This window comes from Saccharopolyspora sp. NPDC047091 (assembly GCF_040643635.1).
Lineage (GTDB): Bacteria > Actinomycetota > Actinomycetes > Mycobacteriales > Pseudonocardiaceae > Saccharopolyspora_C.
This window is the reverse complement of record NZ_JBEYUS010000017.1, coordinates 23812-48439: the sequence shown is the minus strand read 5'-3', so window position 1 is coordinate 48439 and position 24628 is coordinate 23812. Positions and strand designations below refer to the sequence as shown.

The window sequence follows — 24628 nt, the reverse complement described above, 5'->3', positions numbered from 1 at the left end:
TGGTCGAGCGGGTCATCGAGTTCCTTCCTGGGACGACGCGGTGGAGCGTCGGTCGTCGGTGGGCACCTGCGGCCGGGCCGGGTGCGAGGTTTCTTCGTGGGCCGCGGCGTGCTCGGGCAGCACGGCGCGGCGGAGGTCGGAGGCGGCGTGGTCGAGCAGCTCGGCCAAGTCGCGCACGCGGGAGTCGTCCCAGTCGCTGAGCGCGCTGCTGAGCCATTCGGCACGGTGCCGCTCGATGCGGGCCAGCGCCTGCTCGCCTTCCTCGGTGGCGCGCAGCAGGGATACGCGGCGGTCCTGCGGGTCGGCGCGCCGGGTGATCAACCCGGCGGTCTCCAGCTGGGAGACCTGCCTGCTGACGACGGACGCGTCGACGAAGCGGTGCGCGGCGAGCTCGGAGGCTCGCGATTCCCCGCAGTGCACGAGTTCGCCGAGGAGTCCACTGGCCGCGTACGGCAGGTCGGTCCGGGCTTGTTGGTTGAGGATCTGCACCGCGGTCTGCTTGAGCCCCATCAGCGCGCGGAGGGGCCGCAGCAGTTCGCTGCACGTTTCCGGTGTCGGTCCCACGAGCCACTCCTTTAGTTGCTGCACGCAACTATAAAGAGGTTAGTTGCAGAAGGCAACTTATCCAGAAGTGGGACGCCCCACCCCCGCCACCGGGAATACCGGAGCGGAACGACGAGCCGCGGAACCTCGCCTGCCTTCGAGCCCGCCCCGGCGGGATCGCCGCTCGTTCCCTTCAGCGGCGAAGCCGCTCGAGCGGCGACCACGCACGCAGACCGACCACCCGCGGGTTCTCAGCCGCTTTCTCGCGAGGACAGCGTTTTCGCCTGTGGCGGAGCCACCGGTGAAAACGATCCCGCAGCGAGAAAGCGGCTGAGGTTCCGCCACCCCGCCCCCTCGCAAGGCGAGCTCACAGCGACCCAGTCAGAACATGCGGTTCAGTTTTGCCAGGAGGCGGGACAGGTCCTGCAGGTCCTCGGTGCTCCAGTGCGCGAACTCGCCGTGCATGTGCTTGCGCCGCTGCTTGCGGACCTGCGCCAACCGGGACCGCCCGGACGCCGACAACTGGATGCGGCGCGCCCGGCCGTCGTCCGGATCGGGAACCCGCTCCAGCAGGTCCAGCTCGACCAGCGTCGCGATCTGCCTGCTGACCGTCGACTTGTCCAGGCCCGTCCGGTCCGCCACGTCCATCCCGCGCAGCGAACCCGCGTCGTCGACCATCAGCAGCAGGCTGTACGACGCCGGATCCAGGTCCGGGTGGACCTGCGAGGCCACGGTCATCGAGAAGTTGCGGGCGCGCCGGAACATCATCACGAGTTCGCGTTCGACCGCTTCGGCCGCGCCCCTGCGCTCCCGGTCCGACGTGCCCGCACCGGTGGCCGGGCTGCCCGCCGGCGTTTCGATCCGCTCGATCACGGCTGTGTTCTCCGCCCGCCGTCCTGCACTGGCGCGTCGCTCCGCGCAGCACCAGTGTTCCTGCCGTCCAGTGTCCCCCCGCCCCAGGGGTGCACCGGGGCCGCGTTCCCCGGCGCGGGCGAGCGATCATTCGGTGAAGTAGTTGCCGCCCTTGCGCTTCGCGTCGTCGGTCCCCCAGCTGCGCTTGCGCAGCACCGGGACCATCCGGGGGATGTGCTTGCGGCAGTGGATGTAGGCCTCCTCGACCTCGACGACCACCCAGCGCTCCGGCGTGCGGCCGCGGTCGAACTCGACCGGCAGCTCCGGGTGCCGCTCGCGCAGGTCGGCGTCCTCCACGATCTCGGCGGTGCCGTTGACGTGCAGGCCGATGAGGTCCTCGGTGAAGTCGACCATGAGCATGCCCAGGTGCGGGTTCTCGCTGATGTTGCCGAGGCTGGCCATCACGCCGTTGCCGCGGTACTCGGGGTAGGCGAGGTGGTGGTCGTCGAGGACCTCGATGAACCCGGGCGGGCCCGCGCGGAGGCTGGAGTCGCACTCCCCGCCGCCGTCCGCGGTGGCGACGAAGGCCATCTCCATCCGGGCGATGAACTCGCGCATCCGGGTGTTGAGGTGGTCGAGGACCTGGTCGTCGTAGAACCGCCGGGCCCGCTTCTCGGTGCCGTGGGCCTCCTGCAGCACGTGCTCACCGGTGGAGCCGGGCAGTTCCGCCGCGGGGCGTTCGTCGACCTCGGTGGCCCGCCGCCCGCGCCGCACGTGGTCGGGGCCCGGGGCCGTCCGCTGCCGGTTCACGTGCTCGGCGCGGCCGGCGGGCTCGGCGGTCTGAGTTTCGGGACGCACGCGCACAGAGTGTCATGCACACCGGCCGGCACACACCAGCAGACGCAGGTTTCCCCGCTACATATCCGCCGTTGTCGACGTTGCGTAGTCGAAACGCCCTCAAACGTGGCATCAATAGTGTGAGGACACGACGAGGCGTTATGGTCCTCGACGTCGGGGGACATCACGCAACGCAGCAGTGTGCACCTGACCGGATGCTCACCGACCTCGTGGAGACCGCGACCGAACCATGCCAGCGAACGCCGTACTGAGCCCGGGCCCCCGTCCCAACCGGCCGACGCCGGAACGCGCGAGCCAGATGGTCCACCTGATCCGGGAGAGCTGGGCAGGCATCGACGCCCGCTCCGACGAGGTCGCCAGGTTCTTCTACGCCATGCTGTTCAGCATCGCGCCGAACACCCGCGAACTGTTCTCCGCCAACATGGAGACCGTTCGCGACCGGCTGATGCGGGCGCTGGTGCACATCATCCAGATGATCGACCGGCCCGACGACCTGCTGCCGTTCCTGCACCAGCTCGGCCGGGACCACCGCAAGTTCGGCGTCGTCTCCCAGCACTACGAAGCGGTCGGCACCGCGCTGCTCGCCGCGATCAAGAAGCACTCCGGCCCCGCCTGGACCCAGGAGGTCGAACGCGCCTGGGCCGAGGCCTACACCGTGATGGCCACCGCGATGATCAGCGCGGCCAACGAGGACGACGGGCCGGCCTGGTACGACGGCGAGGTCATCGGCCACACCCGGATCAACCGCGAACTCGCCGTCATCCGGGTCGAGACCGACCACCCCGTGCCCTACCACCCCGGCCAGTACGTGAGCGTCGAAGTGCCGCAGCGGCCGCGGCTGTGGCGCTACCTGAGCCCGGCGAACATGCCCGGCGACGACGGCGTCCTCGAATTCCACGTGCGCGCCGTCGACGGCGGCTGGGTCAGCCGCGCGCTCGTCGGGCACGCCCAGCGCGGCGACCGGTGGCGGATCGGTTCGCCGATGGGCCAGCTGCACGTGGACCGGGAGAGCGAGCGGGACGTGCTGATGATCGCGGGCGGCACCGGGCTCGCCCCGATGCGCGCGATCGTCGAGGACCTCGCCCAGTACGGCGAGAACCCGCAGGTCCGGCTGTACTACGGCGGCCGCACCCGGGACGACCTCTACGACCTGGCGAACCTGCAGCGGGTGGCGATGACCAACCCGTGGTTCACCGTCGTCCCGGTGCTGGAGCACGACCCGGGCGCGATCGGCGCCGAACAGGGGACGCTGTCCGACGCGGTCGCCCGCTACGACTGGTCGCAGCACGAGGTGCTGCTCAGCGGTTCCCCGTCGATGGTCCGCGCCACGGTGTCGAAGCTGCTGGTCACCGGTGTTCCGCTGGACCAGATCCACTACGACCCGTTCTCGCTGGACTGACCGCCCCGCACGCGCGACCGCCCCGCACGCGCGAACGCCCCGGACCGGGAGCGGTTCGGGGCGTTCGAAGGACTGGCGCGGCTTACCGGCGCGAATCCGGTTTCCAGACGACCAGGGCGGTCTCCTGGTGCACGGGCACGAGATCCCGGCGGTAGGAGGCGTGCACCTGCGCGGCGGTCTGCTCGGCCGCGGCGTGCGCGGCGGTGAGTTCCTCCAGCAGGCCCTGCACCTTGTCCCGCAGGGCGTCCACCTCGTTCTCCAGCTCGATGATCCGCTTCACGCCCGCGAGGTTGACGCCCTCTTCCTGGGACAGCCGCTGCACCTCGCGCAGCAGGGCGATGTCCCGCGTCGAGTAGCGCCGCCCGCCCGCCGGGGTTCGACCCGGCGAGACCAGGCCGAGCCGGTCGTAGCTGCGCAGCGTCTGGGCGTGCAGCCCGGAGAGCTCCGCGGCCACCGAGATCACGAACATCGGCGTGTCCTCGTTGGCCCCTGGCGGGAATCCGATCGTCACGTTCAGCCGCGCGCCCCGTGGACCGTCACCCATGACTACCTCCCGAGCAGCTCGTCCCACTCCGCACGCGGATCGTGCTCCGCCGTGGCCTCCGCGTAGGACCGCAGAGCGTCGGCCGCCGCGTCGTCCAAGCTGGACGGCACCGCGACCTGCAGCGTGACCAGCAGGTCACCGCTGCCGCCCGCCTTCCGGCCGACTCCCTTGCCGCGCACCCGCAGGGTCCGGCCGCTGGCCGTGCCCGGCTGGACCTTCAGCGAGACCTTCCCGTCGAGCGTCGGCACGGTCAACGTAGTTCCCAGCGCCAGCTCGGGGAAGGTCACCGGGCACGTCACGGTGAGATCATCACCGGATCGTCCGAACACCCGGTGCGCGTTGACGTGCACGACGACGAACAGGTCGCCCGCCGCCGCGCCGTTGCGCCCCGGTTCGCCCTGACCGGCGAGCCGGATCCGCTGGCCGTCGTTCACCCCGGACGGGATGCGCACGGTCAGGGTGCGGGTGCGGGTCGCGACCCCCTCGCCCCGGCAGTCCGGGCACGGGTCGTCGATGATCTGCCCGCGGCCGCGGCAGTCCGGGCAGGGCTCGCTGAACGCGAAGGCGCCCTGGTTCCGGGTCACCAGGCCCGCACCGGAGCAGGTGCTGCAGGTGCGCGCCCGAGTTCCCGGCTTCGCACCGGCCCCGTGGCAGGTCAGGCAGGTCGCCGGGCTGGACAGCCGCAGCGGCACGGTCGCACCGCGCACCGCCTCGGCGAAGTCGATGCGGACCTCGGTCTCCACGTCGGAGCCGCGCTGCGGTCTGCTGGCGCTCGCGGCACCACCGCGGCGACCGGCGCCGCCGCCGCCGAACAGCCCGCCGAACAGGTCGCCGAGCCCGCCGGCGCCACCGCCACCGCCACCGGGTCGCGGTCCGGCGCCGCCGCCGAACAGGTCGCCCAGGTCGAATCCGCCCGCGCCACCGGCTCCCGCACCGCCGCCGAAACCGCCGAAGCCGCCTTGGCCGCCGCCGAAACCGCTGCCGAACAGGCGGCGCGCCTCGTCGTACTGCTTGCGCTTCTCCGGGTCGGACAGGACGCCGTACGCCTCGGAGACCGCTTTGAACTTGGATTCGGCCGCGCTGTTGCCGGGGTTGGCGTCGGGGTGGTTCTCCCGCGCCAACTTCCGGTAGGCCTTCTTGATCTCGTCAGCACTCGCGTCGGACGAGACGCCCAGCTCGCCGTAGAAATCCTTGTCGAGCCATTCCCTGGCACTCACCGGGCGCCCCTCCTTCCACTTCGCTGTCGCATCGGGCCGGTCTGGGCCGGCGTGGTCGTCGCCATCGGCGCGAACCCGACCCCGCCCGGCCGCGCGGGCCAGGCGAGGCCACGCGGGACGCGGCCTCCCGTATCGGTCGTGCCGCGTTCCGCCGAGCGGGGTCGTGGTCTCACTGTGCCGTGTCCTCGCCGGTCTCGGCACCGCTCTCCGGTGGTGCCGCCGCTTCCGGCTCGTGGTCGGTGACGGCGACCATCGCGGGCCGCAGCACCCGGTCGCCGAACCGGTAGCCACGCCGCATGACGGTCGTGACGGTCGGTCCGGACACCTCCGAGGAAGTGGTGTGCTGCACGGCCTCGTGCACCGACGGGTCGAACTCGTCGCCCTCGGCGCCGAAGGCCACCAGGCCCGCGTTGGTCAGCGAACCGACGAGCTTGTCGGCCACCGACTTGAACGCGCCGGTGAGGTCGCCGTGCGAGTCGGCCCGCTCCAGGTCGTCGAGCACGGTGAGCAGGTCACCGGCCACCGACGCCTTGGCCGCGTTGACCACCGATTCGCGGTCGCGCTCGGTGCGCCTGCGGTAGTTGGCGTACTCGGCGGTGACCCGCTTGAGGTCCTCGGTGAGCTCGTCGACCTGCTTGCGCAGCTCGGCGTCCGCACCGCCGGCCTCGGGCTCCTCGGACGTCGCCTCGGCGGCGCCCTCGTTCACCTTGGCCAGTTCCTCGTCCAGCGTGCCGGACATGCTCTCCGTCACCTGCCCCTGCTCGGTGGCGGCCCGGGGTTCACCGGTCTGCGGATCGATCCGCCTGCGGTCCCGGACCACCACCGGCTCCTGTTCGTCCTGCGCCGGCTGCTGCCGGTCGGAGTCGCTCGAGCTCTCGGAGGTCACTTCTTCTTCTTTTCGTCCTCGTCGTCCACGATCTCGGCGTCCACCACGTCCTCGGCACCACCGCTGGTCGCACCGGCACCGGCGGTCGCACCCGCCGCGTCACCGGCCGCCCCGGCCGCACCGGCGGCGGCAGCGTCGGCACCGGCGTCGGCGTAGAGGGCCTGGCCCAGCGCCTGGGACTCGGTGGCGAGCTTCTCGACCCCGGTCTTGATGGCGGCGACGTCCTCGCCCTTCAGGGCTTCCTTGACCTCGTCGACGGCCGCCTTGACCTTGGTCTTGGTCTCCTCGGGCAGCTTCTCGTCGTTGTCGGTGAGGACCTTGTCCGTCTGGTAGACGAGGGTCTCCGCCTGGTTGCGGGCCTCCGCCTCCTCGCGGCGGTTCTTGTCCTCCTCGGCGTGCGCCTCGGCGTCGGAGACCATCCGGTCGATGTCCTCCTTCGGCAGCGCGGAGCCGCCGGTGATGGTCATCGACTGCTCCTTGCCGGTGCCGAGGTCCTTCGCGTTGACGTGCACGATGCCGTTGGCGTCGATGTCGAAGGAGACCTCGATCTGCGGCACGCCCCGCGGCGACGGCGGCAGCCCGGTGAGCTCGAACATGCCGAGCTTCTTGTTGTGCGCCGCGATCTCGCGCTCGCCCTGGAAGACCTGGATCTGCACCGACGGCTGGTTGTCGTCCGCCGTCGTGAACGTCTCCGAGCGCTTGGTCGGGATCGTGGTGTTGCGCTCGATCAGCTTGGTCATGATGCCGCCCTTGGTCTCGATGCCCAGGGACAGCGGGGTGACGTCCAGCAGCAGGACGTCCTTGACCTCGCCGCGCAGCACACCGGCCTGCAGGGCGGCGCCGACGGCGACGACCTCGTCCGGGTTCACGCCCTTGTTCGGTTCGCGACCACCGGTGAGCTCCTTGACGAGCTCGGTGACCGCGGGCATCCGGGTGGAACCACCGACGAGGACCACGTGGTCGACGTCGGCGACCTTCACGCCCGCGTCGCGCACCACGGCCTCGAACGGCTTGCGGGTGCGCTCCAGCAGGTCGGAGGTGATGCGCTGGAACTCCGCACGGCTCAGGGTCTCGTCGAGGAACATCGGGTTCTTCTCGGAGTCCACCGTGATGTACGGCAGGTTGATGTTGGCCGTGGAAGAGCTGGACAGCTCGATCTTGGCCTTCTCCGCGGCTTCCTTGATCCGCTGCAAGGCCATCTTGTCCTTGGTCAGATCGATGCCGTTGGAGGTCTTGAACTTCTCGACCAGCCAGTCGACGATGCGCTCGTCCCAGTCGTCGCCACCGAGGTGGTTGTCACCGCTGGTCGCGCGGACCTCGACGACGCCCTCGCCGATCTCCAGCAGGGACACGTCGAACGTGCCGCCACCGAGGTCGAAGACGAGGATCGTCTGCTCCTTCTCGCCCTTGTCGAGGCCGTAGGCCAGCGCAGCGGCCGTCGGCTCGTTGACGATGCGCAGCACGTTGAGGCCCGCGATCTGGCCGGCCTCCTTGGTGGCCTGCCGCTGGGCGTCCTCGAAGTAGGCGGGGACGGTGATCACCGCGTCGGTGACGTCGTCGCCCAGGTAGGCCTCGGCGTCGCGCTTGAGCTTCATCAGCACTCGCGCGCTGATCTCCTGCGGCGTGTACGCCTTGTCGTCGATCTCCGTCTTCCAGTCGGTGCCCATGTGGCGCTTGACCGACCGGATGGTGCGGTCCACGTTCGTGACCGCCTGGTTCTTCGCTGGCTGACCCGTGAGGATCTCGCCGTTCTTCGCGAAGGCGACGATGGACGGCGTCGTCCGCGAGCCCTCGGAGTTGGCGATGACCGTCGATTCACCGCCTTCGAGGACGGAAACGACGGAGTTGGTCGTCCCCAGGTCGATGCCGACCGCTCGCGCCATGGATGGTTCCTCCTGCTTCCCTGATCTTGCGCCCCGGACCGGGTAGTCCGTTGAGCCTTGCCGACTCAAGTTTTACCCCCGGCCCGCTCCGGTCGTCAAACCGGGTTGAGCGCAGTCCGCTCAATGTTTCTGCCTGGACAACGCCTGAGCTGCGGCGGAAGTTCCCGGCGGGCCGCCGAGATCCGGGTCACGCCCCCTCGCCCGCGGCCGAGCCCCTCCGGTGATGAGCCGAGACCACTCCGGTGATGAGCCGGGACCATTCCGTCCGGCGGCCGGGACTCCTTCGTTCGGCGGCCGGGACCGGAGTCGGCGCGGCGGAGGCCCGCCGTCAACCGGCGGAGACGCGGACCGAACCGGTCCCGGAGCGCAGTTCGAGCCGCCGCGGCGAGCCCGGATCGGTGGGCACCTCGACATCCGCCGAACCGAGCCCCGCGCGCGCGTCGACCCGGTACGCGCCGTCCGGCACCTCCAGTTCGACGGTGCCGGTCCCGGTCTCGGCCCGCACCGCGCGCGGCGCGGTCAGCTCGAGGTCGATGGAGCCGGTCCGCGCGTCGGCCACCACGGTCCCGCCGGCGAGCCCCTCGCCGTCGATCCGACCGGTCCCGGTGGACACCTCGACGTCGCCGCCGAGCTCGTGCAGCTCGATGCCGCCCGCGCCGCTGCGCACCCGCACCGGGCCGGGCACGCCGGAGATCCGCACTTCGCCCGCGCCCGCCTCGACCTGCGCGGCGGCCATGCCGTCGACCTCCACCGCGCCCGCCGCGCCGGTGCCGTCGACCGGGACGGCCGCGGGGAGGTCCACCTCGTAGTCGACCGAGCAGTCGTCCGGGCAGCCCGGCAGCACGAGCACGCCGTCCTCGACGCGGTGCAGCGGCTCGGCGCCCGCGGGCCGGTCGCGGGACCGTTCGCGCACCTCGCCGCGCCCGCCGGCCACGTGCCGGACCACCACGTCGCCGTCGGTGCGGTCGAGGTGCACGGCGGTGATGCCGGGCAGCTCGGCGATGACCTCGGACCGCTCGCCGCGGTCGCCGTCGCCCCGGTCGCCCCCGTCGCCCCGGTCGCCGTCGCCTTGGTGGACGTGCACGCCGCCCCAGTTCACCTCGCCGCCGTGCCCGCTCCAGCCGCCGGTCCGCTCGACCCGGTCGCAGCCGATGACCAGCCCGGCCACCAGCAGGCAGGCCGCTCCGGCGGCCGCGAGACCCGTTCGCACCATGCACCTCCCGCTCCGCCCGCACGGTAACGACCGCGGGCCGTCCCCGGACGGGCGATCGCCGAGGTGTCGCCCGGTCAGCGGACGCGACCGACGTCAGCGGTGGCCGGGACCAGGGGCGGTCGAGGGCGGCGGCGATCAGGACCAGGGGATCCGGACCGAGTGCGACCGGGCTCGGCAGCTGTCGGAGCCGACGGCGGTCAGGACCGACGGCGATCGGGGCGAGGGATCGGGACCAGCAGCGACCGGAACCGGCGACCGGCGTCGGAGCGACCGGGTTCAGCGCACCTCGGCGCCCAGTGGCCGGAGCAGGAAGCGCAGCACCGGCTCGAAGTCCGCGGCGCCGGGCGGCTCGTCGGCGATCAGCGCCTGCATCAGCAGCCCGTCCACCGCCGCGAAGAACGCCGTGACCAGCTCCGGAGGCACGTCGAGCCGCCGGTCGGCCTGCCCGGCGGCGACCTCGATCCACCGGCGGGCGGCCGGGCGCAGCGCGGGCCTGCGGGCGGCGAGCAGGTACAGCTCGTACTCGGCGATGGTCCGCGCCCGCCTGCCGTCGACCAGCAGCGCGAGGTTCTCCGCGATGGTCCGCGCCCACGCGCCCGCGTCCGGCGGGGTGCGGGCGCGCATCCGGCCGATGTCGGCGACGAGCAGGTCGACGCTCTCCAGCAGCGTCGCGACCAGCAGTTCGTCGATCCCGGCGAAGTAGTAGGAGATGGAGGCCGCCGGGACGCCCGCCTCGCGGGCGATGGCGCGGTGGCTGGTCCCCGCGATGCCGTCGCGTTCGACGACCCGGAGGGTGGCGTCGAGGATGGCGCGCCTGCGGCGTTCGCCCTTGGCGCGGCGGCCGTCGGTCTCGGCGGTCAATGCGCGCCGCCCAGCTCCAGCGCCAGCACCCCGCCGATGATCAGCGCGAGCCCGCCGAGCTGCACCGCGGTGATGCTCTCGCCGAGGAAGGCGACGCCGATGAGCGCGATCAGCGCGACGCCCGCGCCGGACCAGATCGCGTACACCACGCCGACCGGCAGCCCCGCCTTGAGCACCAACCCGAGCGCGGCGAACGCGGCGCCGTAGCCGAGCACGACCAGCACCGAGGGCAGCGGCTTGCTGAACCCCTCGGAGAACTTCAGCGAGACGGTGCCGATCACTTCGGAGCAGATCGCCAACGCCAGCAGCAGGTACGCCACCCGGTCCCCCTCGGAGAAAGCTGAACAGATGCCCTAGTTCTTTCTCCGGCAGGTTACGCCTGTTCGGGCCGCCCGCGGCAGGCCGGTTCAGCGCTCCGACCGGCGCGCGTCCGGCTCGTCGCCGTCCTCGTCGCCGGAGCCGCCGTCCTCGTCGGAGTCCTCGTCGTCCTTCCCGAACAACGCCTGCGAGACGAGCGCGATGGCCCAGATGCCCAGCGGGAAGATCGGGAAGAAGAAGATCGGCCCGCCGCCGGCCAGCGAGATCACGAGCCAGATCCCGACCAGCAGGACCGCGGTCCGCCCCCAGTCCCGCCACTCCTTGGAGATCGGCGGCACGCGGAACCGCTTGGCCGGTGGCGCGGCGGCGGGCTCGGCGGCGGGCAGGTCCGCGGTGAGCGGCACCAGATCGGCCCTGGTGACGGCCGCGTAGGCGTCGCGTACCCGCTCGTCGTACTCGGCGAGGCCCAGCCGGCCCTCGTCGAAGGCCGCCCGCAGCCGCTCGGCGACCTGGTCGCGGTCGGCGTCGGACACGCGCAGGGCGGGGTGCTCGGCGTCGTCCATCGTGTTCCCCCACGGCTCGATGACGTCGCGACGTCCGATCGCCGCTCGTCCGAGAGCTCTCAGGCTACGCGGCGGCGGACGTCCGGGAGCTCGTGTCGATCGAACGCCGGCCGGTTCGGGAGTAAGTGGTGAACGTCGCACTCGTCCGCATCGGGCGTCGTGCGGCGGGGTCCGCGGCGCGGCGGTGGCGCCGATGCGACCCGGGATGGTGCACTCAGCAGCGAGAACGCGGCACTCGGTGCCGTTACGCCGTGGCCGCCACCACGGCGAACATCCCCCCGAGCGCAAAGCTGCACGATCGCCCAACTAGTTTTTCGGCAGGGGGTTGCGCAGAATCACCCCGTTCCCACCACGCCGGAGCCCCGCTGGTTACCGATCGGTAATAAGGCGTACGCTCCTCAAACGGACAACCCCCGAACATGGAGGCCGCGAGCATGGGTGCTCTGCAGCTGGTCCTGGGCCTGATCTGCCTGGCCGTGACGGCCGTCGCGGTGGTCATGGTCGTCAAGACCGTGCGGCGGATGATCTCGTCCATTCGCCTCGGACAACCGGACCCGACCAGGCGCGGCCCGTTCGGGGCGAGGTTCGGCAACATGGTCAAGGAGATCTTGGGCCACACCAAGATGCTCAAGTTCGGCCACGTCGGCGTCGCGCACTGGTTCGTGATGGTCGGCTTCGGCGGCCTGAGCCTGAGCGTGCTGGAGGCCTACTTCGAGGTCTTCGTGCCGACCTTCGAGACCCCGCTGCTGAGCTGGTTCGGCCCGTGGAACCTGATCGTCGAACTGCTGGGCATCACCACGGTGCTCGGCGGGTTCTGGCTGATCGGGGTGCGCCAGCTGAACCACCCGCGGCGCGCGGACCGGGTGTCCCGGTTCGAGGGCTCCAACTTCGGGCAGGCCTACTTCGTCGAGGCCGTCGTGGTCCTCGAAGGCTTCGGGATCATGGGCCTGCGGGCGTTCAAGCAGGCCTCCGGGCTGTTCGAGGCGCCGTTCTGGTCCTCGCCGCTGACCTACGCGCTCGGCGGCATCCTCCCGTCCAGCACCGCCGCGATCTCGATCTTCGCCGGCTTCAAGATCCTGTCCGCGATGATCTGGGTGATCGTGATCGCCTCGAACATCACGATGGGCGTGGCCTGGCACCGCTTCACCGCGTTCTTCAACATCTACTTCAAGCGCGAGGTCGGCGACGGCCGGGCGCTGGGCGCGCTGCAGCCGATGATGTCCGGCGGCAAGGAGCTCGACTTCGAAGAGGCCGACCCCGACGAGGACGTGTTCGGCGTCGGCAAGGTCGAGGACTTCAAGTGGAAGGGCTGGCTGGACTTCACGACCTGCACCGAGTGCGGTCGCTGCCAGTCCCAGTGCCCCGCCTGGAACACCGCGAAGCCGCTGTCGCCGAAGCTGCTGATCACCTCGCTGCGCGACCACGCCTACGCCAAGGCCCCGTACCTGCTCGCCGGTGGCAGCAAGGACATGGCCGGGGACGAGGTCGGCATCACCGGTGACGGCGCCGAGGAGAAGCTCGCGGGCATCAACGCGCTCGCGCTGGCCGAGGCGGAGCGCCCGCTGGTCGGCGGCCCCGAGGAGATGGGCGTCATCGACCCCGAGGTGCTGTGGGCCTGCACCTCCTGCGGCGCCTGCGTCGAGCAGTGCCCGGTGGACATCGAGCACGTCGACCACATCGTCGACATGCGCCGCTACCAGGTGCTGATCGAGTCGAACTTCCCCACCGAGCTCGGCGGGATGTTCAAGAACCTGGAGAACAAGGGCAACCCGTGGGGCCAGAACTCCAAGGACCGGCTGAACTGGACCGAGGACCTGGACTTCGAGGTGCCGGTCTTCGACGGTGAGCTCGCCGACGACACCGAGTACGTGTTCTGGGTCGGCTGCGCCGGCGCCTTCGAGGACCGCGCCAAGAAGACCACCCGCGCCGTCGCCGAACTGCTGCACATGGCCGGGGTGAAGTACACCGTGCTCGGCGGCGAGGAGACCTGCACCGGCGACCCGGCGCGGCGCGCGGGCAACGAGTTCCTGTTCCAGATGCTCGCCCAGCAGAACGTCGAGGTGCTGAACTCGGTGTTCGAGGGCCGCGAGCCCGGCAAGCGCAAGATCGTCGCGACCTGCGCGCACTGCTTCAACAGCCTCGCCAACGAGTACTCGCAGCTCGGCGGGAACTTCGAGGTCGTGCACCACACCCAGCTGCTGAACAAGCTGGTGCGGGAGAAGCGCCTCGTCCCGGTCGCCCCGGTCGCCGAGGACGTCACCTACCACGACCCCTGCTACCTGGGCCGCCACAACAAGGTCTACACGCCGCCGCGCGACCTGGTCGGGGCCTCCGGCGCGAACTTCCGCGAGATGCCGCGGCACGGCGACCGCTCGATGTGCTGCGGCGCGGGCGGCGCCCGCATGTGGATGGAGGAGAAGACCGGCAAGCGCATCAACGTGGAGCGCGTCGACGAGGCGCTGGGCACCGCGCCCCAGAAGATCGCCACCGGCTGCCCGTTCTGCCGCGTGATGCTCAACGACGGTCTCACCGCCCGCCAGAACGAAGGGGCGGCTTCGGAGAGCGTCGAGATCATCGACGTCGCGCAGCTGCTGCTCTCCTCGGTCAAGCGCGGCGGCGACGGCGCCTCCGCCCCGGTCGCCGACGACCCCGCGGAGACCGGCGGCGAAGCCGAAGCCAACGGCAAGGCCGACGTCCCCACCGACGCCGAACCGACCGGCACCCCCCTCCCGGACCAGGACAAGTCCGAGAACTGACCCGCACCGAGCAGAAGGGGCAGGCCCGTGGCGGGCCTGCCCCTTCTCGTTTCAGCACCGCTCGAAGCTCACATCGCCTGCAACGCGGCTGTCGATTCCACCAGCCCGTCGCGCCCCAACCTGCTGAGGACGTCGCCCACCGTCAGGGGCGGAGCGGAGCACGAGTCCGCCATCCGCTGCAGAGCCGCGTACACCGCCGCGTGGTCCAAGTGGATCTGGTCCAGCACGAAAGCGTCCGGATGCTTCGCTTCGACCTGCCAGCTCACCAGGGCTTCCGCGGGGAAGTCCTTCAGGTTCCACGTGACGATCAACTGCGCACGCGCCTTGATCGCCGCCGCGAGCACGTGCCGGTCGTCCGGATCCGGTAGATCGAGCACGTCGATCAGCGGCTCGTAGCCCTTGACCAGGCAGTCCCGCACCGCCCGCAGCATCAGCTCGCGCGTGCGATCGAGGTTCCGCGGATCGAGGTCCGGGCGGTTCCGACGCAGGTTCCGGAACGTCTCGTCCAGGATCTGATCCGTCCACTCGGCCTGCACGAGCCCCGCCTGCGCGAGCCTGATCAGCAAGTCCCGCAGTGTGCTCGGGTACAGGACGTTGGCGTCGTAGACGACGGTGAACGCCACGGTCAGTCGAGTCCCATCTCCTGGGTGAGCCGGGTCAGCTCGTCGGCGGCCTCGCGGCGACGCTTGTCGTCCTCGCGCAAGTAGGCGAGGACCGACTCAGCCCGGACTCGGCGATGCGTGCCGACCTTCCGGTAGTCGATCTCCCCGGCTTCCAGCAGCCCGACCAGGAACGGACGCGAGACGTTGAGCATCTCCGCCGCCTGCTGCGTGGTCAGCTCGGCGTGGGACGGCACGACGGACACGCCGGTACCCGCCGCCATGTGGGCGAGCACGCGGGCCAGCAGTTCGACAGCGCCACGGGGGACGATCAACGTTTCGCACCCGTCGTCCTCCACGACGAGCGGGACGCTGCGCTGGTCTCGATGCCTGCCGAGGTAGCCCTTGATCCGTTGCAGCGCTTCGTCAGCGACGGCCGCATCGGCCCCGTCCGGTTGGATCGGGTCGAGCGCGAGCGAGTTCATGCCGAATCCCTCCTGCACTGCGGCCTGAGCCGAACACTTCCGAACAAACGCAGTATCCGAAACAATCGCAACACACGCAATACCCGGACGAGCAGAAGGGGCAGGCCCGTCGCAGGCCTGCCCCTTCTCCGTTCGGTCCGACCCCGGTGAGGTGGCGGGGTCCGCGACCGGATCTCGCGGTGCGCGAGGTCAGCCGGCGATCTTCCCGGCGACGAAGTCGCTCACCGGCATGCCCTTGTGCCAGCCGGCCTTGCTGCTGTCATTGCCCGCACCGTTGCCGTTCACCCCGCTGTGGTGCACTCCCACGTTGGTGCCGTCCTGGTTGTTGGTGACGTACCCGTCGGCGAGCGCCGCGGGGGCGGCGAGGGCGCTCAGGCCGAGCATGATTCCGGCGGTGGCTGCGGTCTTCGCGAACTTCGAGAGCTGCATGACTACCTCTCCGTCGTCCTGTGGGTGTGGCGCCGAGCTGTGTCGATCGCCGATTTCAGTCCTACGGGGTGAAGGTCGACTCAGCGCGCTCCACCTCGATCTGCCACCCGACCCGGTGGTCCTAATCGCGAGAACGGGGATACTTCCGAACCGCCGAGCACGCGCGGTGACCAGCATTCGTTCCCAGGTTCGAGTGCTCGGCTCGACAACGCTCGCGGGCTCAAGCCGAGGTCGTGGCGCCGCGCTCGGGCGACGCTGGATGCCAGGTGCACGCCAAGGCGCCGCCGTTCGAGGCCGAGGTCCCGTTCCCGTTGTCCTTCGACCCGGCTGGTTGGTGGAGGACTGATCCCGCGAGGCGGCGGGCTCAGTGCGGCAAGCGCCGGAGGAACGCACTCCACGCCTTCGCGGAGAAGGCGAGGGCGGGGCCGGCGGGCTCCTTCGAGTCCCGCACCGCCACCGCAGGCCCGGCGAAGGCGACCTCGACGCAGTTGTTCCCAGTACCACCACCAGAGCGGCTGCTCTTTCGCCATATTGCCAGCGCGGACGCGACTTCGACGCAATTGCCATTGTTTCCGCCGCCGCTGCGACTCGTCTTCTTCCAGTCCGCGGACGATAGATCGACCGAATACATCGCGCCTCGCTCGGCTCGCAGCACTCACAGCTCACGGACCACCCGGTCGATCAAATCGACCGTGGCGTCAGCCGACAACGCATGTGCCCACAGCTGCTCGAAGACCAGCCTAGCGCGGCGCACTTCGCCGTCCTTCTCAACATGAATCGACCCCGCAGGGTGCGCGATGTACAACATGTCGCGATCGGCCAGGTCCGGGAACTCCAGCAGGGTGAACGCACCGTCGAGCCCGATATGCGGTCCGGCTGATGCGGCGAGCACGCGCAGATCGATGTTTTCTGAGCGCGTCGCTTCGAGTACGCACATCAGCTGCTCCCGCAGGACCCGCCGCTCGACCATGGGCCGACGGAACGCGGCCTCGTCAACGACGGCGGTCAGCTTCAAGGGACGTTCGGGATCGATGAGCTGTTCCTGCCGAATGATCCGGACCGCTACTTGGTCATCGAGTTCCTGCTTAGTCCGGTTCAGCCGGTCGCCGGCGAAGATCGCCCGCATGTAGTCCTCGGTTTGGAGGAGGCCGGGGATGTACATGAGGGAGAGCTCGCGGACGTGCGACGCCTCGGTCTCCAAGTCGACATAGCCACGATCTTCCACTCCGTACGCCCGCCACCAGCCCTTCTGCTTGGCGGCACGGGCGAGTTCGAGGACATCGGGGTCGTAGCCGTCGTAGAGGTCCATCATCGAGCGCACCTCGTGCACGGTGGCCGCGGTTTCGCCGGTCTCCTTGCGGCTCAACGCGCTCTTGGACATGTCCAGCTCGATCGCGGCCCGGTCCTGGGTCATCCCGGCCTGCTCGCGCAGCCGCTTGATGGTGCGCGCGAGCCGTCGCCGGCGGAACGTGGGACTGGTGCGGGCCACCGGACCTCCCGGGCGGGCTTCGATGCCGCCACCATGATCGCAGCGGGATTCCGGCAGCGGGATTCCCGAATCCGGTGATCCACACCTGCGCACCGGAGACACGCGAGTCCCGTGTGGACAGTGGTTCCCGAGTTGTCCGCTGATCGGGAGGAGCACCCCATGGCACGCGCGAAGTTGTTCGGCCTGGCCGAGATCGACCCCGACACCGAGGAACCCGACCCCGAGCAGGTCCACTTCTGGGGCATGGAACTGCCGGACGGCCACGCCGTCCTCTACTTGCGCGCGGGCGGCAAGAGCCGGGTCGCCACCTTCGGCTCGGCGCGCCGCGCCGCCCAACGCTTCGGCCCGCTCTACGACCTCGCCCTCGTCTACCTCTGAACCCACCCCACCCGCACCGCTCCCGAGTGAACGGACCGTTCGCTCAATCCCACTGGACGAACGGTCCGTTCACTCGCTTATCGGCGTCGCTTCGCCCTCAGAGCGGCGAGAGCGGTTGGAGTGAACGGACCGTTTGCCCAATCCCACTGGACGAACGGTCCGTTCACTCGGCGGCCGAAGGCTCGTGTCGGGCGGGCGGGGCGGTCAGCGGGGCAGGGAGGTGAAGAACTCGCGGACGTCGGCCGTGAACAGGTCCGGGACTTCGGTGGCGGGGAAGGTTCCGCCGCGGTCGTGCTCGGTCCAGCGGACGATGTTGTTGAGGCGTTCCGCGAAGGGGCGCACGGGGGCGAGCACGTCCTTCGGGAACACCGCTACGCCGTGCGGGACCTCGCCGACTTCGAGCCCGGCCAGCGCACCTTCGGCTTCGGCGTGCTCGGCGGTGTCGGGAGTCTCCACGAAAGACCGCGCCGAGGAGTGCGCCGTGCCGGTCAGCCAGTACAGCATCACCGTGGTCAGGATCCGGTCGACGCCGAGCGCCTCGTCCGGGGACTCGACGCAATCCGTCCATTCCCGCAGGGCTCCGACGATCCACGCCAGCTGCCCCACCGGGGAGTCCGCCAGCGAGAACGCCAGCGACCGCGGCTTGGTGGACTGGATGAGCTTGTAGCCGTAGAGCTCGTTCATGTAGCGCTCCCACGACGCCATCCGCGCGTGGTCCACCTCCGTGAGCTCGTCCATCTCACCGGGCGCGCCGGTGGGGAAGGTGATCATCCCGTTGGTGTGCACGCCGACGACCCGGTCCGGGGCGCGCAGCGCGACCTCGCGGGAGATCCAGGTACCCCAGTCGCCGCCCTGCACCCCGTAGCGCCGGTAGCCGAGGCGGTGCATCAGCTCGATCCACGCCCGCGCGATGCGCTCCGCTCCCCAGCCGAACTCGGTGGTGGGCCCGGAGAACCCGTAGCCGGGCGGGGATGGGATGACCAGGTGGAAGGCCTGCGCCGGGTCGCCGCCGTGCGCCCGCGGATCGGTCAGCGGACCGATCACGTCGAGGTATTCGGCGATCGAGCTGGGCCAGCCGTGCGTGAGCAGCAGCGGCAGCGCGTCCGGCTCGGGGGAGCGGACGTGCAGGAAGTGCACGCGCTGCCCGTCGATCTCGGTGGTGGCTTGCGGGTGCGCGTTGAGCAGCGCCTCCTGGGCGCGCCAGTCGTAGCGGTGCCGCCAGTGCTCGACGAGCTCGCGCAGGTAGGCGACGGGCGGCCCGTGGCGCCAGCCGGTGCCCGCGACCTCGTCCGGCCAGCGGACGTGCGCCAGCCGACGGTCGAGGTCGTCGAGCTCCTCCTGCGGAACCTGGATGCGGAACGTCTCCACCAGCGCCTCCCCATTTGCGTATTCTGTACGGTACACAGTACGCGAACATCTGCGGGCGTAGACCGGTGAAGATCCCGGGATGGGAATGCGAAAGGCGCCCCGGGAACACCCGGGGCGCCTTCGACGGTGGAGGGGAGCGGTCAGCTGCCCATCTCCTCCAGGGAACGGCCGTTCGTCTCCTTGAGGTAGCGGAGCACGAACACCAGCGAGATCAGCGCGAACGCCGCGTACATGAAGTACGTCGCGGGCAGGTTCCAGTCCCGCAGGCTCGGGAAGCTCACCGTGACCAGCCAGTTCGCCACCCAGTTCGCCATGGTGCCGACGGCCAGCGCGGCGGCGCGGATGCGCGGCGGGAACATCTCGCCGAGCAGCACCCACAGCACCACGCCCCACGAGGCGGCGAAGAACAGCACGAACGCGCTCGCCGAGATCAGCGCGACCACGCCCCAGCTCGGCGGCAGCACCGCGTCCTCGCCGACGACCTGCGCGAAGCTGAACGCCCAGCCGGTGACCGCCAGCGAGATCGCCATGCCGATGGAACCGATGACCAGCAGCGGCTTCCGGCCGATCTTGTCGACCAGCGCGATGGCGATGAACGTGCCGATGATGTTGACGATCGAGGTGAACAGGCTCAGCAGCAGCGAGCTGCTCTCCTCGATGCCGACGGACTGCCACAGCGACGAGGAGTAGTAGAAGATCACGTTGATGCCGACGAACTGCTGCAGCGCGGCGATCGCCATGCCGACCCACACGATCGGCAGCACGCCGAACCCGCCGCGCAGGTCCGAGAACCGCGGCTTGCGCTCGCCGAGCACCCGGCGGATCTCGGAGATCTTCCCGTCCACGTCACCGGGCTCGATCTTCGCGAGGACCTCGCGGGCCTTGTCGTCGCGGCCTTCGGCCACCAGGTAGCGCGGCGACTCCGGGATCATCGAGGCCAGCACCAGGTACACCAGCGCGGGCACCGCCGCGACGCCGAGCATCCACTGCCAGGCCTGCAGCGGCCCCAGCTCGTTGGAGGCGCTGCCACCGGCGGCCTCCGCCAGCCCGTAGTTGACCAGCTGGGACAGCGCGATGCCGAGCACGATCGCCAACTGCTGCAACGAGGTCAACCGCCCGCGGTACGCGGCGGGCGCGACCTCCGCGATGTAGGCGGGCGCGATCACCGACGCGATGCCGATGGCGATGCCGCCGACGATCCGCCAGATCGCCAGGTCCCAGATGGCGAAGGGCACGGCCGAGGCGATCGCGCTGATCACGAACAGCACCGCCGCGATCTGCATGACCCGGATGCGACCGATCCGGTCGGCCAGCCCACCGGCGATGCCCGCGCCGACCGCCGACCCCAGCAGCGCCGAGGAGACGACCAGCCCCGTCATCGCGGAACCGACCTGGAAGTAGCCCTGGATGGCGTCGACCCCACCGTTGATCACGGAAGTGTCGTAGCCGAAGAGGAATCCGCCGAGCGCCGCCGCGCTCGCGATCATCACGACGTGCCCCAGGTGCCCGGTCGAGGCACCGGGGTCGCGCGACTGCGTAACCGACATCGAGTTCTCCTGTGCCCGCTCGCCGGTCTGCCTCGCTGCACACCTGGGGAGAGCGCCGGGCTCTGGGGACTTTAGGGTCTGAACCACCCTTTTTCTTCCTCGATTCAGGGTGAGGATGCTCACCGTGGCGACTGAATCGGTCCCGTGGTAATTACGTGCGCACGCAACGTTGCCGGACAGGTGCCCCCACCTGGAACAACAGGACATTCCACCCGGATTTTCGAGGCGGGCGGGCGGCTCGGCCGGAGGCTCAGCGGCGGGTGTCGACCCGCTGGAAGTTCAGGTGCGCGCGCGATGGCGTCGGCCCCCGCTGCCCCTGGTACCGGGAGCCCGCGCGCGTCGTGCCGTACGGGTGCTCGGCGGGACTGGAGAGCCGGAACAGGCACAGCTGCCCGATCTTCATGCCCGGCCACAGCGTGATCGGCAGGTTCGCCACGTTCGACAGCTCGAGGGTGATGTGCCCGGTGAACCCGGGGTCGATGAACCCGGCGGTGGAGTGCGTGAGCAGCCCGAGCCGTCCCAGCGAGGACTTGCCCTCCAGCCGGCCGGCCAGGTCGTCCGGCAGCCGCACCCCTTCGAAGGTGGAGCCGAGCACGAACTCGCCCGGGTGCAGCACGAACGGATCTTCGCCGGTGACCTCGACCGGCGAGGTCAGCTCGTCCTGCTGCTGCGAGGGATCGATGTGGGTGTACTTCGAGTTGTCGAAGACCCGGAAGAAGCGGTCCAACCGCACGTCGATGCTGGACGGCTGGATCATGGCGACGTCGAACGGATCGAGTTCGAGTCGTCCTTCGTCCAGCTCTTTACGCAGGTCCCGGTCACTCAGCAGCACAGGGCAAAGCGTATCCGGCGGGCCCCCGGCGATCTTCGGCCGCCCGTCGTGCTAGAGTTGGCCGCGCCGGAAACGGCGATGCGGATGTAGTTCAATGGTAGAACATCAGCTTCCCAAGCTGAATACGCGGGTTCGATTCCCGTCATCCGCTCAGAACACGAAGGCCCAGGTCAGCGGCAGGATTCACCGCCGCGAGCCTGGGCCTTCGTCATGTCCGGGGGACGGGTTCGGCGCTGTCCCCGCGCGGTTCGGGTGCCTCATCCGGCGACCGGCGGATCTTGCCCGTCGACCGTGCGGTCGAGCAGGTTCGCGACGGTGCTCGCCGACCGGGCCGCTCCCCACTACGGGCTTGCGACCGCGTTCCCGGCGATCGGCACGCCGATGCCGCATCGCGCCGGCCGGTTCGAACACGGACCGGTCACGCCCGCGGAGGCGCGTCGAGTCGTGCGGCCGGCGGCCGACCGGGTCCACGGGACCGGCGATGTCGCCGCAGACCTCCACGCGCTCAGCACCCAACCCCGCCCGCGGGCCCACGGCGGAGCCCGGCACCTCTCCTGATCAGCGCTGATCGATGCGGTCGGCGGGTTTCGCGGCGAGGACCTGGCGCCAGTAACCGGTGACGCTGCGGCGCACCCGGTCGACGTCGACACCGCGCGGGTCCAGCAGCAGTTGCAGGGCGATCCCGCGCAGCTGGCCGACGACGGCGATCGCGACGTCGTCGGGTTCGAGGCCGGGGTCGACGACACCGTCCGCGATGCCGGCCTCGATGTCGTCGCGCAGGTCGGCGCGGAAGGCGGCGTCGCGCTCGCGGAAGACCGGGGCCAGGTCGGGCTGGGTGGCGGCCTCGACCCACAGCAGCATGAAGGCCTGGTTGGACACGTCGAGGCGGGCGAGTCCACCGAGGTAATCGTCGATCAGCCGCAGCACGCGGTCCGGTCCGGGCGGCAGGTCGTCGCGGCCGGACACGAACGCGGCCTGCGTGGCCCGTGCGAGGCGCTCCACCAGCGCCTGCTTGCCACCGAAGTGGTGGGTGACGATGCCGCGGCTGTAGCCGGCGCGTTCCCCGACTCGCGCCAGGGTGAGTGAACGAACTCCCTGCTCGACGACCAGTTCGGCGGCGGCCGTCAGCAGTGCGCTCTCGGCCTGGTCTCGGCGTTCCTGCTGGGTGCGGCGGGTCGTGGCCATACCTCGGAGTCTAGTGCGAACTTGCGTGTCGCTCAACAAGCTTGTGATACGTTCATCCGTGTCGACCAACAAGTATGTGAGAGGTGGCTTCGTGCCGCGCACACCACTCGTCCTCGTCCACGGCAACCCCGAGACGGCGACCATCTGGGGACCGCTCATCGGGGAGCTCGAACGGCCCGACGCGGTGGTCGTGTCCCCGCCCGGGTTCGGCGTCCCCGCACCCCCCGGCTTCGACTCGTCGATGACGGCCTACCGGGACTGGCTGGCGTCCCAGCTGGAGCTGTTCCGCGCCCCGGTCGACCTGGTGGGTCACGACTGGGGCGGCATCCACGTCGCCGCGCTGGCGATGAGCCGTCCGGATCTGATCCGCAGCTGGGCCTCCGACGCGCTCGGCGTGTTCGCGCCCGACTACGACTGGCACCCGCGGGCGCAGGTGTGGCAGCAGGAGGGGCCGGGGGAGGCCTCGGTGCAGGAGTTGTGGGGAGGTGACCTGGAGCAGCGCCTCGCGGTGGCGTCGGCCCTCGGCATGACCGGCCGCATGGCGGAGCGGGTCGCGGCGGGCATGGATCCCGAGATGGGCCGCTCCGTCCTCAAGCTGTTGCGGTCGGCACGACAGCCCGCGATGTCCGAAGCAGGACGGCTGCTGCCGAGCGCCGCAGCACGCCCGGGCCTCGCTCTCCTCGCCGTCGACGACTTCGAGCGGGCCAGCGGAACGCTGGTGCAGCACGAGTGGGCGGCGCAGCGAGCAGGTGCGCGGCCGGCGCACCTAGAGGGCGTGGGCCACTGGTGGCCCGAGGAGACGCCGGCGCCGGTCGCCGAGGCTCTGACGAAGTTCTGGGCAGAGCTGCCGGACCCCGCGCAGACCTAGTCCGGCAGCGCCCCGGGCGGGACGAACGGCGGCGGCGCGCGCCGTGCCCGGGTCCCCTGCTCGGCACCCGGCTGCGCGGCTTCGATGCCCGGCATCCGATCTCCGCCACGAAGGCCCGGTTCATCCGATGTCCACATCGGAGCTGGGCCTTCGTCGCGCGCTCCCCCGATCAGCGGATCGGGAACGGCCGCCACCGCGTCAGGACCGGGGCGGGACGAGGCGGTCGAGTTCGTCGAGGACGCGCTGCCACGGGACCTGCTGCCCGAGTCCGCTGCGCGGTTCGTGCGCCGCCCACCACCGCTCGCCGGTGAGCAGGTGCACGCCCGCGTCCTGCAGCGCCGAGGTGTGCCACTTCCACGCGGGATGGCGGTGGTGCGCGGCGTTCACCGTGGGGAACACGACGACCGGCGCCGTGCCCGCGCCGACCGCCTCGACCGCGGTGGTCAGCGCCTGGCTGTCGCCGAGGCCGAGCGCGAGCTTGCTGACCGTGTTCGCCGTCGCCGGGCACACCAGGAAGCAGTCGATCGGCGGGTGCGGGCTCGGTTCGGACGGCAGCCGGGACGCCACCCGGCACGGCAGGCCGGTGAGCTCCGCGATCCGGTCCAGTTCCCCGGAAGCCGCGAGCCACGCGCCCGCGGTCGGGGTGAGCGTCACCGCGACCCGCCAGCCGCGGGACAGCGCGGGTTCGACCAGCTCGGCGCGGATGTGCTCCACCCCGCCCGCGGCCGAGCCGATCAGGGCCAAGGTGCGCGTCGTGTCGATCATGCCGCCATCATCGCCGACGCCGGCCGCCCCGCGCGCAGCTCCGATCAGATCGGCGGCTGCGGGTCGTACTGGATGCCGCGGCGCACCTCGCGGGCCCGCTCCACCCCGGCGAGCCGGGACACCAGGTGCAGCGCCATGTCGATGCCCGCCGAGATCCCCGCCGAGGTGATCAGGTCGCCGTCGTCGACGAAGCGGTCGTCCGGGCGCACCTCGGCGGTCGGCTCCAGCTCGGCCAGCAGGTCCAGCGAGCGCCAGTGCGTCGTCGCCGGGCGCCCCGCCAGCAGGCCCGCCGCGGCGAACACCAGCGAACCGGTGCACACGCTGGTCAGCAGCGGCACCGCGGCGCGCTGCTCGCGCACCCACGCGAGGTGCGCCTCGTCGCGCAGCATCGGGCGGGTGCCCTGGCCGCCGGGGTGCAGCAGCACGTCCAGCTCCGGCACGTCCGCGAACGAGTGTCCTGATCGGACGGTCAGACCCTTCGCGCAGGCGATCTCGCCGCCGTCGCGGGAGAACGTGCTGACGGCGTAGCCGTCCCCGGGGAACGTCCGCGTCCAGAACGACAGCACTTCCCACGGCCCGAGCGCGTCGAGCTCTTCCACGTCCGGGAACAGCAGGATGCCGATGTGCTTGGTCATGCCGGGCTCCTCACCTCGTGCTCAGGACGCGCGGCGGCGGGACCACCGGCGCGGGACTGCTGTTGGAGGAGTCGGTCCGGCGGCGCGGAAGGTTCCCGGGAACCCGCCGGACGCGGCACCGCACCGCGGTTCGGCCGCACGGCGGGGCTGTTCGG

26 protein-coding genes and 1 tRNA gene are annotated in these 24628 nt (G+C 70.7%); 5 read left to right on the top strand and 22 right to left on the bottom strand.

What is annotated here, in order from left to right:
- Nucleotides 1-12: 12 nt before the first annotated feature.
- The 3 genes from ABZ805_RS10665 to ABZ805_RS10655 all read right to left on the bottom strand — a co-directional run bounded on the left by ABZ805_RS10665 (nt 13) and on the right by ABZ805_RS10655 (nt 2169).
- Nucleotides 13-564 (bottom strand): MarR family winged helix-turn-helix transcriptional regulator, encoded by a 552-nt coding sequence (locus ABZ805_RS10665; RefSeq protein WP_358437442.1) that lies wholly within the window; start codon nt 562-564, stop codon nt 13-15.
- Between the two features lie 360 nt (nt 565-924).
- Nucleotides 925-1416 carry a MarR family transcriptional regulator gene (locus tag ABZ805_RS10660; protein ID WP_358437439.1) on the bottom strand — a complete coding sequence of 164 codons (492 nt, stop codon included), beginning with the start codon at nt 1414-1416 and terminating at the stop codon, nt 925-927.
- 126 nt (nt 1417-1542) lie between these two features.
- Nucleotides 1543-2169: a pyridoxamine 5'-phosphate oxidase family protein gene (locus tag ABZ805_RS10655; RefSeq protein ID WP_358437536.1), complete on the bottom strand. Its 627-nt coding sequence runs from the start codon at nt 2167-2169 to the stop codon at nt 1543-1545.
- Nucleotides 2170-2551: 382 nt separating this feature from the next.
- Here ABZ805_RS10655 and ABZ805_RS10650 point away from each other — a divergent pair, with 382 nt between their 5' ends.
- Entirely contained in the window at nt 2552-3652 is a 1101-nt protein-coding gene (locus tag ABZ805_RS10650) for a globin domain-containing protein (RefSeq protein WP_358437436.1), read from the top strand.
- 82 nt (nt 3653-3734) lie between these two features.
- Here ABZ805_RS10650 and ABZ805_RS10645 read toward each other — a convergent pair whose 3' ends face one another.
- The 8 genes from ABZ805_RS10645 to ABZ805_RS10610 all read right to left on the bottom strand — a co-directional run bounded on the left by ABZ805_RS10645 (nt 3735) and on the right by ABZ805_RS10610 (nt 11137).
- Nucleotides 3735-4196 (bottom strand): helix-turn-helix transcriptional regulator, encoded by a 462-nt coding sequence (locus ABZ805_RS10645; protein WP_358437433.1) that lies wholly within the window; start codon nt 4194-4196, stop codon nt 3735-3737.
- A gap of 2 nt (nt 4197-4198) precedes the next feature.
- Nucleotides 4199-5413, bottom strand: a complete 1215-nt coding sequence (dnaJ, locus tag ABZ805_RS10640) for a molecular chaperone DnaJ (protein WP_358437430.1) — start codon at nt 5411-5413, stop codon at nt 4199-4201.
- 169 nt (nt 5414-5582) lie between these two features.
- On the bottom strand, nt 5583-6299 hold the full coding sequence (grpE, locus tag ABZ805_RS10635) for a nucleotide exchange factor GrpE (RefSeq protein ID WP_358437428.1): 717 nt from the start codon (nt 6297-6299) through the stop codon (nt 5583-5585).
- Entirely contained in the window at nt 6296-8182 is a 1887-nt protein-coding gene (dnaK, locus tag ABZ805_RS10630) for a molecular chaperone DnaK (RefSeq protein WP_358437425.1), read from the bottom strand. The genes grpE and dnaK overlap by 4 nt, the downstream gene beginning before the upstream one ends.
- Before the next feature lie 328 nt (nt 8183-8510).
- Entirely contained in the window at nt 8511-9395 is an 885-nt protein-coding gene (locus ABZ805_RS10625; protein ID WP_358437423.1) for a hypothetical protein, read from the bottom strand.
- Nucleotides 9396-9671: 276 nt separating this feature from the next.
- The gene (locus ABZ805_RS10620) at nt 9672-10256 is read right to left on the bottom strand and encodes a TetR family transcriptional regulator (RefSeq protein ID WP_358437420.1); all 585 of its coding nucleotides are present in this window, start codon (nt 10254-10256) and stop codon (nt 9672-9674) included.
- On the bottom strand, nt 10253-10576 hold the full coding sequence (locus ABZ805_RS10615; protein WP_358437417.1) for a multidrug efflux SMR transporter: 324 nt from the start codon (nt 10574-10576) through the stop codon (nt 10253-10255). The genes ABZ805_RS10620 and ABZ805_RS10615 overlap by 4 nt, the downstream gene beginning before the upstream one ends.
- 87 nt (nt 10577-10663) lie before the next feature.
- Entirely contained in the window at nt 10664-11137 is a 474-nt protein-coding gene (locus ABZ805_RS10610) for a DUF1707 domain-containing protein (RefSeq protein WP_358437415.1), read from the bottom strand.
- Between the two features lie 434 nt (nt 11138-11571).
- Here ABZ805_RS10610 and ABZ805_RS10605 point away from each other — a divergent pair, with 434 nt between their 5' ends.
- On the top strand, nt 11572-13893 hold the full coding sequence (locus tag ABZ805_RS10605) for a (Fe-S)-binding protein (RefSeq protein ID WP_358437412.1): 2322 nt from the start codon (nt 11572-11574) through the stop codon (nt 13891-13893).
- 68 nt (nt 13894-13961) lie between these two features.
- On the opposite strand, the gene ABZ805_RS10600 is transcribed toward ABZ805_RS10605, so the two are convergent.
- From ABZ805_RS10600 to ABZ805_RS10580, 5 genes are all read right to left on the bottom strand, one after another.
- Entirely contained in the window at nt 13962-14516 is a 555-nt protein-coding gene (locus ABZ805_RS10600) for a PIN domain-containing protein (RefSeq protein ID WP_358437410.1), read from the bottom strand.
- Between the two features lie 2 nt (nt 14517-14518).
- Entirely contained in the window at nt 14519-14977 is a 459-nt protein-coding gene (locus ABZ805_RS10595) for a helix-turn-helix domain-containing protein (RefSeq protein WP_358437408.1), read from the bottom strand.
- 189 nt (nt 14978-15166) lie between these two features.
- Complete coding sequence (locus ABZ805_RS10590) at nt 15167-15406, bottom strand: hypothetical protein (protein ID WP_358437405.1); 240 nt, start codon at nt 15404-15406, stop codon at nt 15167-15169.
- 364 nt (nt 15407-15770) lie between these two features.
- The gene (locus ABZ805_RS10585) at nt 15771-16037 is read right to left on the bottom strand and encodes a DUF397 domain-containing protein (protein ID WP_358437402.1); all 267 of its coding nucleotides are present in this window, start codon (nt 16035-16037) and stop codon (nt 15771-15773) included.
- Between the two features lie 24 nt (nt 16038-16061).
- The gene (locus ABZ805_RS10580) at nt 16062-16895 is read right to left on the bottom strand and encodes a helix-turn-helix transcriptional regulator (protein ID WP_358437399.1); all 834 of its coding nucleotides are present in this window, start codon (nt 16893-16895) and stop codon (nt 16062-16064) included.
- Nucleotides 16896-17054: 159 nt separating this feature from the next.
- On the opposite strand from ABZ805_RS10580, the gene ABZ805_RS10575 reads away from it, so the two are divergent.
- Entirely contained in the window at nt 17055-17273 is a 219-nt protein-coding gene (locus ABZ805_RS10575) for a hypothetical protein (protein WP_358437397.1), read from the top strand.
- 204 nt (nt 17274-17477) lie between these two features.
- On the opposite strand, the gene ABZ805_RS10570 is transcribed toward ABZ805_RS10575, so the two are convergent.
- From ABZ805_RS10570 to dcd, 3 genes are all read right to left on the bottom strand, one after another.
- Nucleotides 17478-18641 (bottom strand): epoxide hydrolase family protein, encoded by a 1164-nt coding sequence (locus ABZ805_RS10570; protein ID WP_358437394.1) that lies wholly within the window; start codon nt 18639-18641, stop codon nt 17478-17480.
- A gap of 140 nt (nt 18642-18781) precedes the next feature.
- Nucleotides 18782-20188 (bottom strand): sugar porter family MFS transporter, encoded by a 1407-nt coding sequence (locus ABZ805_RS10565; protein WP_358437391.1) that lies wholly within the window; start codon nt 20186-20188, stop codon nt 18782-18784.
- A gap of 250 nt (nt 20189-20438) precedes the next feature.
- A complete protein-coding gene (dcd, locus tag ABZ805_RS10560) occupies nt 20439-21020 on the bottom strand; it encodes a dCTP deaminase (RefSeq protein ID WP_358437389.1) in 582 nt (193 codons plus the stop codon).
- Nucleotides 21021-21100: 80 nt separating this feature from the next.
- Between dcd and ABZ805_RS10555 the strand changes: the two genes are divergently transcribed.
- Nucleotides 21101-21171: transfer RNA gene (locus tag ABZ805_RS10555), tRNA-Gly, on the top strand.
- 407 nt (nt 21172-21578) lie between these two features.
- Here ABZ805_RS10555 and ABZ805_RS10550 read toward each other — a convergent pair.
- Nucleotides 21579-22205 carry a TetR/AcrR family transcriptional regulator gene (locus tag ABZ805_RS10550; protein ID WP_358437386.1) on the bottom strand — a complete coding sequence of 209 codons (627 nt, stop codon included), beginning with the start codon at nt 22203-22205 and terminating at the stop codon, nt 21579-21581.
- Between the two features lie 91 nt (nt 22206-22296).
- On the opposite strand from ABZ805_RS10550, the gene ABZ805_RS10545 reads away from it, so the two are divergent.
- The gene (locus tag ABZ805_RS10545; RefSeq protein ID WP_358437384.1) at nt 22297-23073 is read left to right on the top strand and encodes an alpha/beta hydrolase; all 777 of its coding nucleotides are present in this window, start codon (nt 22297-22299) and stop codon (nt 23071-23073) included.
- Nucleotides 23074-23271: 198 nt separating this feature from the next.
- On the opposite strand, the gene ABZ805_RS10540 is transcribed toward ABZ805_RS10545, so the two are convergent.
- Together ABZ805_RS10540 and ABZ805_RS10535 are read right to left on the bottom strand one after the other, a co-directional pair.
- On the bottom strand, nt 23272-23838 hold the full coding sequence (locus tag ABZ805_RS10540) for a flavoprotein (protein ID WP_358437381.1): 567 nt from the start codon (nt 23836-23838) through the stop codon (nt 23272-23274).
- 44 nt (nt 23839-23882) lie between these two features.
- On the bottom strand, nt 23883-24473 hold the full coding sequence (locus ABZ805_RS10535) for a DJ-1/PfpI family protein (RefSeq protein ID WP_358437379.1): 591 nt from the start codon (nt 24471-24473) through the stop codon (nt 23883-23885).
- Between the last annotated feature and the right edge of the window lie 155 nt (nt 24474-24628).

Excerpts from the sequence above, each read along its gene's own strand:
- ABZ805_RS10650 (WP_358437436.1), top strand. The coding sequence starts at position 2,552 with ATGGTCCACCTGATCCGGGAGAGCTGGGCAGGCATCGACGCCCGCTCC.
- ABZ805_RS10645 (WP_358437433.1), bottom strand. The coding sequence starts at position 4,196 with ATGGGTGACGGTCCACGGGGCGCGCGGCTGAACGTGACGATCGGATTC.
- dnaK (WP_358437425.1), bottom strand. The coding sequence starts at position 8,182 with ATGGCGCGAGCGGTCGGCATCGACCTGGGGACGACCAACTCCGTCGTT.
- ABZ805_RS10625 (WP_358437423.1), bottom strand. The coding sequence starts at position 9,395 with ATGGTGCGAACGGGTCTCGCGGCCGCCGGAGCGGCCTGCCTGCTGGTG.
- ABZ805_RS10610 (WP_358437415.1), bottom strand. The coding sequence starts at position 11,137 with ATGGACGACGCCGAGCACCCCGCCCTGCGCGTGTCCGACGCCGACCGC.
- ABZ805_RS10605 (WP_358437412.1), top strand. The coding sequence starts at position 11,572 with ATGGGTGCTCTGCAGCTGGTCCTGGGCCTGATCTGCCTGGCCGTGACG.
- ABZ805_RS10595 (WP_358437408.1), bottom strand. The coding sequence starts at position 14,977 with ATGAACTCGCTCGCGCTCGACCCGATCCAACCGGACGGGGCCGATGCG.
- ABZ805_RS10590 (WP_358437405.1), bottom strand. The coding sequence starts at position 15,406 with ATGCAGCTCTCGAAGTTCGCGAAGACCGCAGCCACCGCCGGAATCATG.
- ABZ805_RS10585 (WP_358437402.1), bottom strand. The coding sequence starts at position 16,037 with ATGTATTCGGTCGATCTATCGTCCGCGGACTGGAAGAAGACGAGTCGC.
- ABZ805_RS10575 (WP_358437397.1), top strand. The coding sequence starts at position 17,055 with ATGGCACGCGCGAAGTTGTTCGGCCTGGCCGAGATCGACCCCGACACC.
- ABZ805_RS10565 (WP_358437391.1), bottom strand. The coding sequence starts at position 20,188 with ATGTCGGTTACGCAGTCGCGCGACCCCGGTGCCTCGACCGGGCACCTG.
- ABZ805_RS10550 (WP_358437386.1), bottom strand. The coding sequence starts at position 22,205 with ATGGCCACGACCCGCCGCACCCAGCAGGAACGCCGAGACCAGGCCGAG.
- ABZ805_RS10540 (WP_358437381.1), bottom strand. The coding sequence starts at position 23,838 with ATGATCGACACGACGCGCACCTTGGCCCTGATCGGCTCGGCCGCGGGC.
- ABZ805_RS10535 (WP_358437379.1), bottom strand. The coding sequence starts at position 24,473 with ATGACCAAGCACATCGGCATCCTGCTGTTCCCGGACGTGGAAGAGCTC.